Raw genomic sequence first — 450 nt, 5'->3', positions numbered from 1 at the left:
CACCAGCATCGATCCGGCAATAATCCCACCTTTAGTCAGCGGCACGATCACAGTAAAGAACGTTTTCAGCGGTCGTGCACCGAGATCCAGTGCCGCTTCTACCAGCGAATAATCAATACGAATCAACGCGGTGTAAATCGGCAGCACCATAAACGGCACGTAGGCGTAAACAATGCCAATATAAACCGCAAAGTTGGTATGCAGAATGGTCAGCGGTTGATCGATAATCCCCAGCCACAGCAGAAAATTATTCAGCACACCGTTGTTTTTTAATATTCCCATCCAGGCGTAGACACGAATCAGAAACGAGGTCCACGACGGCAGGATCACCAGTAGTAATAAGATATTACGGGTCGAAGGCTTACTGTGCGCCACCGCCCACGCCAGCGGATAGCCGATCAGTAAACAGCAAATAGTCGAAATCGCCGCCACCTGTAACGACTGGAGATA

Annotated in this window: 1 protein-coding gene; it reads right to left on the bottom strand. The window is 49.6% G+C overall.

The features are described from left to right. The coding region (locus tag E0L35_RS25570; RefSeq protein WP_138801733.1) for an ABC transporter permease subunit at positions 1-450 on the bottom strand (450 nt) is incomplete at both ends.

The organism is Halomonas sp. ATBC28 (genome assembly GCF_005937175.1).
Lineage (GTDB): Bacteria > Pseudomonadota > Gammaproteobacteria > Pseudomonadales > Halomonadaceae > Vreelandella > Vreelandella titanicae.
Note: the sequence above shows the minus strand (reverse complement) of the source record. Positions and strands in the feature narration are given on the sequence as shown.